Source organism: Flavobacterium sp. MR2016-29 (genome assembly GCF_015350695.1).
Taxonomy (GTDB): domain Bacteria; phylum Bacteroidota; class Bacteroidia; order Flavobacteriales; family Flavobacteriaceae; genus Flavobacterium.
Genome location: NZ_JADKPU010000025.1, coordinates 1 through 397 on the forward strand (window position 1 = coordinate 1; position 397 = coordinate 397).

The following is a 397-nucleotide window of genomic DNA, read 5'->3' on the forward strand; positions in this document are numbered from 1 at the left end:
TCCTTTATCTCCTTTTAAAGCGTCTTTATCGGTTTGAGATAAATCTGAAAAAGCAAGTTTGTCTCCTTTGTCTCCTTTATCACCTTTGTCTCCTTTCAAAGCGTCTTTGTCGGTTTGAGATAAATCTGAAAAAGCAAGTTTGTCTCCTTTGTCTCCTTTATCACCTTTGTCTCCTTTCAAAGCGTCTTTGTCGGTTTGAGATAAATCTGAAAAAGCAAGTTTATCTCCCTTATCTCCTTTATCTCCTTTGTCTCCTTTTAAAGCGTCTTTATCGGTTTGAGATAAATCTGAAAAAGCAAGTTTGTCTCCTTTATCTCCTTTATCACCTTTGTCTCCTTTTAAAGCGTCTTTGTCAGTTTGAGATAAATCTGAAAAAGCAAGTTTGTCTCCCTTATCT

At 36.0% G+C, this 397-nt stretch carries 1 pseudogene; it reads right to left on the reverse strand.

From position 1 onward, the window contains the following. Window positions 1-397 (reverse strand): annotated as a pseudogene (locus IR010_RS20010) (hypothetical protein); the annotation flags it as partial.